Origin of the sequence: Streptomyces sp. NPDC015345 (assembly GCF_043078805.1) — a bacterium.
GTDB lineage: Bacteria > Actinomycetota > Actinomycetes > Streptomycetales > Streptomycetaceae > Streptomyces.
This window is the reverse complement of sequence record NZ_JBIBTX010000008.1, coordinates 395,877-405,051: the sequence shown is the minus strand read 5'-3', so window position 1 is coordinate 405,051 and position 9,175 is coordinate 395,877. Positions and strand designations below refer to the sequence as shown.

Here is a 9,175-nt window from a genome sequence, read left to right as displayed (position 1 = left end):
GCCTTCGCCGCACACGCTTTTGCCCTGCGCGCGTTGTTGGAGGACGAGAGTCTTCCGGACGGAGTGATCAGCGCATACGACCGTGAGTGCCTGCTTAAGGCTGCGGAACCTCAGCGATACCCCTCCTGACTACCCGCAGGCCAGCACTGCGGCCTGTGAAAAGATCTTGCGGTGTGTCTGGTGTGATCACGGCGTCGGAGCCGTCCTAATCCGGTGGTAGCGACATCCCTGAGAGGCGTACGCCCAAGCTCTTCGAGTGGCAGAGGCCGGTCGCGATGGCGGTCACGTGGGTGTCGGGCTGACGCCTTGAGTCGTCCGGGGACTTGATCCCTATATCCAGAGCGGTGATGCCCGACGCTCTCGTGACCGCCAGCATCGTCAACACTGTCCGCTTGATCACTCGTTGGTGTCTGTGGTGCGAGCCCGCCGCATGGTGACCCCTCGTGATGCCCGAGTCGCTGCAGCTCCAACGCAGACCGGGGCCCGTGCGGTGAGCTGGTGCCACGAACAGCTGCTGAGGTGGCGGACCGGCCCCGTGGTCGGCGGCGGGCGGGCCGCTCCGTCCCGGTGCGACCCTCCCCAGGGCCGCACCGGGGGCCTAGTAGGGGTAGCGGCGCGTGAGCGGGGGCGGTGCCGGGCACCTGCCTGTGTGGATCCAGACCACGGCACCCCCGCCCGAGAGGGAATTCTTCGCGGTGGACGTGCCGGGATGCTGCTTGGTGATCGGCATGTCGCAGCGAGAGCAGTACCGGACGCCCTCGCTCATCCCGGGCCGCCGTTGACGCGCGCCCTGGCCGGCTGCGGGCGGCCGGCCAGGGCCTGACGCAGGCGGCGTCCCTTGATGCAGATGCGGCCCATGGCCTTACATCGGGCGCAGTCGTAGGTATGCCGCACCACCGCTGCACTGACCTCCACGGGGTCTGCCTCTGAGCCTCTGGCCTGCGCGGTCACTGCTCTGGCTCCTGGCTGACGCTGACCGCGTGGACGATGAGGGACTCCACCGCGCGAGGCGCGCACAGGTCGCCTTCGAACCGTGGGAGCACCGTCCAGTACGTGCCGGGCGGCTTCCTACGGTCGAGGTTCGGTACGCCGAGGTACGTGCCGACCCCGAGGCGTGGTGCGAGGTCCTGGTGCTTCCAGGGGCTGCCGATGCGGGGCCGCATGAGGGCGTAGTAGGTGCCACCCATCGTCCGACCGTCGAAGATGACCGGGCCGTTGAGCAGCCGGGTCAGTCGCGCAGCAAGTTCCTGCGGCTGGGCGGTGTCCACAGCAGCGTGGACGAGATCCTCAGCCAGGCGAACAGCGACGAACCGGATGCCGAGCGGCAGCAGGGCGACACCGGTCTCCCTCCACTCCCGCTGGGCCTGCTCGGGGGCTTGCTGGGCGTGCGCGAACCAGTCCGCGATTACGGTGTTCATCCTCTGCGTGTGCACTGTCCACCCCTGCCGTCATCTGTCGATCAGCTGTGAGACAAGAGTGCTGACCTGCAAGGGCAGTAACTGTCACTTCTCAGTGACAGCCGGTGTCACAAGCCGAGCCATGTGGACATGTACCCCAAGGCGTCCGGAGTCTTACGCTGCTGGTGCACGAGCCCCTCGATCGTCGCGCGTGCGCCCGGGTGATAGCGGGTCTGCTGCGGAGCCGACCTTCGGGCTTCGGCGATCGAAGTGAGAGCCGCCTCGGTACGGCCCGTCTCCATCTCACAGCGGCCCCGGTCAATCCACACGTACGCTCGGCGAGATGTGGGCCAGGAGTCGGGCATGCGGAGCTCCTTCGCCTTCTCCACGGCCTTTCCGTACTGTCCCAGCTCCGTAAGCGCCGACAGCTCGTGAGCAGCCCAGTTCGTTGGCCCGAAGCTGAGCCAGTGCACGTGCTCGACATCACTGGTCCGCTTGGCAATCTGCTTCGCTTCCCTCAGGTGGGTCTTCACCGCAGCCTCGTCACGAGCGCGCGCGGCGATGACTGTGGCGCCGAGATGCAGCTGCCCGGCCACGGCCAGCGATTCCGGAGTGTCCTCGGCCTGGGCGAGGACGTGGTGGCCGGCGTTCACGAGACGGAGGCCGATGGCGTGCTCGCCTTCGCGGTGGTAGACGAGGCCGCGCATGTACTGGCGTACGGCTGAGAGCACCGGGTCAGAGGCCCGTTGGGCGGCCCAGTCCATGCGGTCGAGGGCGATGGTGGAGAGGTCGTAGAAACCGAGCTTGACCGTCACGTCGTGGGCAGTGCGGTAGGCGGAGCCGAGGGCGGCCCACAGTTCCGTGGACGGATTGCGGTAGGCCGCGGTCGTCAGTTCGGCGATCAGCCGAGGCAGTGTCTGCGCGGCCTTGTTGAGTTGCGTGGCCCTGACCTGTTGGCACAGGGTGTCTGCCGATGCCACCAGTTGAGGTGCCTCGCGCGTGGCGACGTCAGGGTCGGCTCCCAGGTCGTACAGGTCGAGTGATTCGCGGATGGGACGGATCAGCTCGGCGAGGCGGTCCTGTTGCAGCTCGGTCATGTACGGCTGTCCTGTCAGGGTGGTGACGTCGACGTGCAGCACCCGGGCGCAGGCCGCCATGAAGTCGGTACTCGCCGCTTTGTGACCGCGTTCTACCTGGTGAACGAGGCTGTACGAGTAGCCGATCTTCAAGGCCAGGCCGTGTTGCGTGTACCCGGCCAACTTTCGGTACATCGCGATCCGGGCCCCGGGGTGGTCGTCTCTGGGCATACTGGAACTCCGTTCCTGGCTCACCACTTGGAACGGTACTCGCGCTCAATGGCGCTGGACCGGCTTCTGCCCTCGATCCGTATGGATCGGGGGCAGTTGCACGTGGTCAACGGCGCGGGGTGGGATGAGGCTATGACCTCGACTTCTCGAACCTTGTACTTGTTCGGCTCGGCGGCTCCGCCCATCTTCGACGTGGCCAAGGTGATTGAGGACGCACAGGCCGACGGCTGGGACGTCTGCCTCGGCTTGACCCCAACCGCGGCCCGGTGGCTCGACGAAAGCCTCGACGGCCTGGCCGCGCTCACCGGGCACCCGGTCCGCAGCGAGTACAAGCTGCCCGGCCAGCCCGACGTCTGGCCGAAGGCGGACGTGATCGTCTTCGCCCCGGCGACGTTCAACAGCATCAACTCGTGGGCGCTCGGCCTTACTGCGAGCTTCGTGGTCGGTGTCGTCGCCGAGGGCATCGGCAAGGGCATCCCCACCGTGACGATGCCGTGCGTGAACGCGGCATACGCCCAACACCGCCAGCTGGGCCGCAGCATCGCGGAGTTGCGCGAGCAGGGCGTCACGGTTCTGTACGGTGAGGGCGGGTTCATGCCCAACCCGCCGGGGTCTGGGAAGCCGAAGGCGTACCCGTGGGACGTCGCTCTGCACTCCGCGAGGAAACTGGCCGACCGGACATGACGAAAGGGCCCTCTCCCGCCCGAAGGCGGAAGAGGGCCTGTGTCACGGGTACTGACGAGCTTGCCGACTAGGCGTATGCCATCCGCGTCCTGGACCCGATGGACGCTGTGTCTCCACCTGCCATCCACGCCCACGACGGCGTGAACTCGTCTAGCCCGAACCCGCTGCACATGGCGGCCTACCAGCACGAAGAAACTCGTATGCACGAGCATACGAGAGAAGCCCGAGTCTGGGGCACTTTCCCAGGTTTCCCGGAAGAGGTCAGCCGGGCCCGCCGCTGGACCCGCGACCTCCAGACGAGACAAGCCCTCTTGCGGACCCAGCCCTGCACGGTGTCCGTCACCCAGCCCCGCACACGCAGCACCTGGACGATCCGGCCGGTGCTCTTCCTGCCCCTCGCACACCGCCAGGGCTTCGAACTCCCAGCCTGCGCACCCGGCTTCAAACCGCACACGCCCCACGAGACCTACTGAGTTACAACTTTCTCTACTGGTTCAAGGCGGCTCGCTCCGCTCCCCGCGCGCAGCCCGGCCCCCGGCCGCCTGCGCTCCTGCCTCCGCCCCGGCTCCAGCCCGGCCGGCGCCCGTGCCGCGCTCAAAGCATGCAGCCGCCTGATGCCAGAGAAGGAGTACGTCGTGGCTGGGGCGGTCGGCTACGCGGCTTTACGGAGCCACTTTGGCGCGAGCCTAGAAGATCATGGCCCCAACGTCGTGCTTTACCGGGCAGATCCACAGACTGCCCGACGCGCCGAAAGCTTACGGGGCCATGATCACTCGCGCCAAAGCAGCTCCTGCCCAAAGCCGCTACGCCGCCTTGGACCTCGACCGTTCAGGTTCTATCACGGCGTTCAACAGGGGAGCTTAAAGTATGAAGTCGGGTTGACGTAGTCACCGCCTGACGGCGAAGGGGAGAATTCCTTCACCGCTAGATGCAAATGCGGCCCACTCGACATACCCGTAGATCCCATTGTCCCGATCTTCCGACCCTTCCTTACTTTCTGATTTTTTTTCACCGACAAGGAATTCATGTGCCCGTAGATCGTAATGACGCCACTGCTATTTATTATGACATGACGTCCGAGGTTTCCGGACTCTCCGGCATAGGTGACTGTGCCCGAGAATCCAGCATTGATTCGCGTTCCAGTTGTGTTAGCGATGTCGACTCCATAGTGAAAAACCTTTCCCCCTGTAGCAGGGTGAGTCCGCCAGCCATACCCACTCGCGATGCGACCTTTGGCAGGACACGCTCCGGTCGCTGCACTGGCTTCCGTACCTGGTAACGCCAGTAGAGAAGACATGAAAAGGGCCGCCATAAATGCGCTACGCTTTTTCAACTAAACCCCCGGCTGAAGGAGGACCGCAGTCCCCGCGATTGGCCATGCGCACGTCAGTTTACTCAGGGAGTGAGGGGTACTTTGGTGCCTGCACATCCAACGCGCGATTGCCATGCGACGCGCCGAGCGCTCTCAGCCATTCCGCCTGTAGCTGCGATGGCTGGTCGGTCCCCAGGCTTCGAGCGCATCGGTGTAGTGGTGGAGCATCGCGGCGTCGGCAGTGCGCCCCAGCGCACCCAATACAGTGCCTCTCATGGACTGGACTGCACCTCTGAGTGCCATAGCCGGTGCGCTCGCCGGGTCGCAGCCGCCATGCGCGAGAAATTTGGTATCCCCGAGCTTCCGTTCGTCCCCGTGGCATCCAGCCATGATGATCGCCTTCAGGCACAGGCCTGAGCGCGGGAGTCCGCGCGACTGCTGGGCCTGCCAAGCCGTCTACGTTTCCGTCTCATCCGCCCCCGTTCAGCGCCCTTCAGAGGAGACCAGAGGCCGGACACGCACCACGGGCAGAAGGTTCCTGAAATCCACCGCTGACATCAACGACGCCGGACGGGGACGTACGTAAGCGTCTCTGTCCGGCCGTCACGCCAGTCGCCGACGGCAGCTGGAGCGGGACCGGATCGAACTCCTGAAGCGAGTGTCGCAGGTTCGGATCCTGCCGGGGCGCCATGCATTACCGCTCCAAACTGACGGTTTCTTCCCCAGCGGGCGGCTCCCGCTCGGCCTCGGGCTCCTTGTCCGGGGCCGTTTGCCTGAGCGGGCAGTCCTCTTCCGCGCCGAGGCCCCGCGCGGCCGGCGCGAAAACCCGCGCGGGCGTCTCAGTCCCGTGTCGCCCCGGCCAGGGACAGGTCCCAGTACGTGGCGTACCGGCCCGCGCGGCGCAGCAGCTCCGCGTGGGTGCCCTGTTCGAGCACTCGCCCGGCGTCCAGGAAGGCGACGTGGTCGGCCCGGCGCACGGTCGCCATGCGGTGCGCCACCAGGACCACGGTCCGGCCCGCCATCAGTTTCTCGATGCCGGCGTGCACGGCCGCCTCGTTCACCGGGTCCAGGGCCGAAGTGACCTCGTCGAGCAGGACGATCGGCGCGTCCTTCAGCAGCGCCCGGGCGATGGAGACGCGCTGCCGCTCGCCGCCCGACAGCAGCACCCCGCCCTCGCCGACCTCCGTCGACCAGCCGCCGGGCAGCCGCTCGATCACCTCGTCGAGACGGGCCGCGGCGGCCGCGGCCCGTACCTCGGCGTCGGTGGCGTCCGGGCGGCCGAGGCGCACGTTCTCCTCGATCGTGCCGTCGAAGAGGTAGACGTCCTGGAAGACGATGGCGATCCGCGCCATCAGCGCCGCGGTGTCCATCTCCCGTACGTCCACGCCGCCGATCCGCACCGCGCCCGCCTCGACGTCGTAGAAGCGGGCGAGCAGTTGCAGCAGCGTCGTCTTGCCCGCGCCCGACGGCCCGACGACGGCCAGCCGCCCGCCCTCGGGTACGGACAGCGTCACCCCGTCGGCGACCGTGCGGTCGCCGTGCCGGAAGGTGACCGCGTCGAACTCGATGTCGTGGCGGGACGGTTCGCGCGGCGCGCCGGGCTCCGGCAGCGGCTCGGTGCGGAGAACCTCGTCGAGGCGGGTGAGTTCGGCGCGGGCGGCGCGGATGCCGCCGCTCATCTCGGCGAGGGACAGCAGCGGGTCGGCGCAGCGGGCGGCGAGCACCAGGACCGCGAGTACCTCGGCCGCGCCGATGTCCCCGCCGAGGGCGAGGTACGCACCGAGTGCGAGCAGCGCGGTGAACACCGCCTGCACGGTGACCGCGAGGCCCAGCACACCTGGCAGCGCCGAAAGGGTGGAGCGACGCGAGGCGCGGCGCAGTTCCCTCAGGGAGTCGTCCAGCAGACCGAATCGCTCGCCGGTGCGGCCGCCGGCGCGTAGTACCGGCTGGGCCTGGAGGTATTCGATGACGCGGCCGGTGGCCGCGCGCTCGCGTTCCACGCGCTCCCTGTCGGTCGCCGTCGTCGCGCGGGCCGTGCGCAGCTGGACCGCGGCCACCAACGGCACGGCGGCCAGGCCGGCGAGCCCCAGCTGCCAGTTGAAGGCGAGCATCACGGCGACGATCGTCAGCGGCGTCACGCAGGCGGAGATGAACGGCGCGAGCAGGTGCGCGATCACGCCCATCGCCTGTAGCACGCCCTGGCTCGCGAGGACGGACACCTCGCCGGTGCGGCCGGGTTGGTACCAGCCGATGGGCAGCCGGGCGAGGTGTTCGCCGAGGCGCTCGTACATGCCGTGCAGCATCGTCGTACCCACGCGGAAACCGGAGCGGTCGCTGACGTACCGCAACACCGCGTAGACCGCGACCGCCGCGGCGAAGGCGGCCAGCCAGGGCCGGGCGTCCTCGGGTGTGCTGCCGAAGAGGGCGCGCAGCACGGGCACCAGCAGGGCGTACGACAGTCCCTCGACGAGGGCGGTCGCCGTCATCAGGGCGACGGTGCGGCGCACCGGCCCGGCGTACTCGTGGCCGAGCACGCGCAGCAGTGTGCGGATCATCGGGTCTCTTTCCCTTCCATCACACCGGCTTCCATGGCATTGGCTTCCATGGCATTGGCTTCCATCACACCGGCTTCCGTGGCACCGGCCTCGATGGCCTCGGCGTGGACCTTCCAGAATTCGGCGAACGCGCTGTTCCGCGCGAGGAGTTCCGCCGTCGTGCCCCGTTCCACGATCTCGCCGTCGCGCAGCATCACGACGGTGTCGGCGTCGGCGATCGTCTCCAGGCGGTGGGCGATGACCAGCGTCGTCCGCTTCTCCCGGGTCTGCGCCAGCGCCTCGCGCACCGCCTGCTCGGTCTGCGGGTCGGCGAAGGCGGTGGCCTCGTCGAGGACCAGGACGGGGGCGTCCGCGAGCAGGGCGCGGGCGATCGAGACGCGCTGCGCCTCGCCGCCGGAGAGGCGGGCGTCCTCGCCGATCACCGAGTCGTAGCCGCGGGGCAGTTCGAGGACGCGGTCGTGGATGCTCGCCCGGCGGGCGGCGCGGACGACGGCGTCGCGGTCGGCGTGCGGGACGGCGAGGGCGATGTTGTCCGCGACCGAGGCGCGCAGCAGCCGGACGTCCTGGAAGACGAAGGACACCCGCCGGTACAGCTCCTGGCTGCCCACCTCACGCAGGTCGACGCCGCCGAGGAGCACGGAGCCGTGCGTCGGGTCGTAGAACCGCGGCAGCAGCTGCACCAGCGTGGACTTGCCGCTGCCGGACGGCCCGACCACGGCCGTGGTCGTCCCCGGCTCCAGCACCAGGTCGATGCCGCGCAGCACCTCGCGCCCGGCCGCGGCGCCCTCGTACCCGAAGCGGACGTCCCGCAGCTCCACCCGGTGTCCCTCGGGCGCCACCGGCCGTACGGGCTCGGGCAGCGACGGCTCGGCGAGTACGTCCCGGATGCGGCCGAGGGCGCGCCGCGCGGCTTGCAGGTCGTCGAAGCCGTGTCCGAGCGCGGCCACGGGCGCGGTGAGGCCGAGGCCGAGAAGCAGGAAAGGCAGCAGGTCCGCCGGGGCGAGCCCGCCCCCGGTGATCCGGTACGCGCCGCCGACCAGCACCGACAGGAGCACGAACGGCGGCGAAAGCGCCACCTGCATCCCGGCGGCGACCCCGGAGAGACCGCGCACCATCCGGTAGAAGCTCCGGGTGAAGTCGTCCACCGCGGTACGGAACGTGCTGTGCGCCCGCTCCGAGCCGCCGAACGCCTTCACCACCGCGATGCCCTGCACGAACTCGACCACCGACGCCGAGATCCGCCCCATCGCGGCGTCGAACTCCTTCTGCTCGCGCAGCCGCGTGGGGGTCATCATCAGCGGCACCAGCGCGACGGCCAGCAGCACGGGGATCAGGGTGATCAGCGTCAGCCGCCAGTCCACGGTGAAGAGGTAGCCGAGCGAGACCGCCGGCACCACGAAGGCGGAGATCAGCTCGCCCGGCGTGTGGGCGATGAGCGGGTGTACGGCGCTGACGTCCTCACCCACCAGCTTCGCCAGCTCCCCGCTGCGCCGCCGCGCCAGCCGGCCGATCGGCACCCGGCCGAGATGTGCGGCGAGTCGCCTGCGCAGCGACAGCTGCACCCGGGTGTCGAGGAGGTGTCCGGCGCCGGACGAGGCGGCCGTGAACAGCAGCCGTACGAGCAGCCCTGCCGCGCCCGCGATCACGACGTCACGTACGTGACCGTCGTCGGCCGGGCCCGGCGCCAGCAGCGTACGGCCGAGCTCGACGACCGCGAGGAGCGGTGCCAGGCCGGCGACAGCGCCGATGACCTGCAAGATGACGACGATGGCGAAGCCACCCGCGTACGGGCGCAGCAGGCGGGCCGCGCCCGGTGGTGGCGGCGCGGTGGTTCCGGTGGAAGTCATGCGCTCACCTTCGCCGCGGCTGCCGTCCGCTGGATTGAAGAAATGTTCCGTCCGGTACGCCGCCCGTAGCATG

The 9,175-nt window shown here is 68.8% G+C and carries 6 protein-coding genes and 1 pseudogene; 2 read left to right on the top strand and 5 right to left on the bottom strand.

The features are described from left to right. Positions 1-947: 947 nt before the first annotated feature. Entirely contained in the window at positions 948-1,418 is a 471-nt protein-coding gene (locus tag ACF062_RS31430; RefSeq protein ID WP_392143008.1) for a hypothetical protein, read from the bottom strand. A gap of 107 nt (positions 1,419-1,525) precedes the next feature. After that, complete coding sequence (locus ACF062_RS31425; RefSeq protein ID WP_392143007.1) at positions 1,526-2,704, bottom strand: helix-turn-helix domain-containing protein; 1,179 nt, start codon at positions 2,702-2,704, stop codon at positions 1,526-1,528. A gap of 132 nt (positions 2,705-2,836) precedes the next feature. On the opposite strand from ACF062_RS31425, the gene ACF062_RS31420 reads away from it, so the two are divergent. Both ACF062_RS31420 and ACF062_RS31415 read left to right on the top strand, forming a co-directional pair. Then, the gene (locus ACF062_RS31420; protein WP_392143031.1) at positions 2,837-3,388 is read left to right on the top strand and encodes a flavoprotein; all 552 of its coding nucleotides are present in this window, start codon (positions 2,837-2,839) and stop codon (positions 3,386-3,388) included. 56 nt (positions 3,389-3,444) lie between these two features. After that, positions 3,445-3,531 (top strand): annotated as a pseudogene (locus ACF062_RS31415) (NUDIX hydrolase); the annotation flags it as partial. A 704-nt stretch (positions 3,532-4,235) separates the two neighbouring features. Here the strand turns inward: ACF062_RS31415 and ACF062_RS31410 are convergent. The 3 genes from ACF062_RS31410 to ACF062_RS31400 all read right to left on the bottom strand — a co-directional run bounded on the left by ACF062_RS31410 (position 4,236) and on the right by ACF062_RS31400 (position 9,174). Beyond that, the gene (locus ACF062_RS31410) at positions 4,236-4,685 is read right to left on the bottom strand and encodes a M23 family metallopeptidase (protein WP_392143030.1); all 450 of its coding nucleotides are present in this window, start codon (positions 4,683-4,685) and stop codon (positions 4,236-4,238) included. Positions 4,686-5,539: 854 nt separating this feature from the next. Next, complete coding sequence (locus ACF062_RS31405) at positions 5,540-7,255, bottom strand: ABC transporter ATP-binding protein (protein WP_392143006.1); 1,716 nt, start codon at positions 7,253-7,255, stop codon at positions 5,540-5,542. After that, positions 7,252-9,174, bottom strand: a complete 1,923-nt coding sequence (locus ACF062_RS31400; RefSeq protein ID WP_392143005.1) for an ABC transporter ATP-binding protein — start codon at positions 9,172-9,174, stop codon at positions 7,252-7,254. The genes ACF062_RS31405 and ACF062_RS31400 overlap by 4 nt, the downstream gene beginning before the upstream one ends. Position 9,175: the final 1 nt, after the last annotated feature.

Bases quoted from the DNA above. Each gene is read 5' to 3' on its own strand.
- ACF062_RS31430 (WP_392143008.1), bottom strand. From the start codon at position 1,418: ATGAACACCGTAATCGCGGACTGGTTCGCGCACGCCCAGCAAGCCCCC.
- ACF062_RS31425 (WP_392143007.1), bottom strand. From the start codon at position 2,704: ATGCCCAGAGACGACCACCCCGGGGCCCGGATCGCGATGTACCGAAAG.
- ACF062_RS31420 (WP_392143031.1), top strand. From the start codon at position 2,837: ATGACCTCGACTTCTCGAACCTTGTACTTGTTCGGCTCGGCGGCTCCG.
- ACF062_RS31410 (WP_392143030.1), bottom strand. From the start codon at position 4,685: ATGTCTTCTCTACTGGCGTTACCAGGTACGGAAGCCAGTGCAGCGACC.
- ACF062_RS31405 (WP_392143006.1), bottom strand. From the start codon at position 7,255: ATGATCCGCACACTGCTGCGCGTGCTCGGCCACGAGTACGCCGGGCCG.
- ACF062_RS31400 (WP_392143005.1), bottom strand. From the start codon at position 9,174: ATGCTACGGGCGGCGTACCGGACGGAACATTTCTTCAATCCAGCGGAC.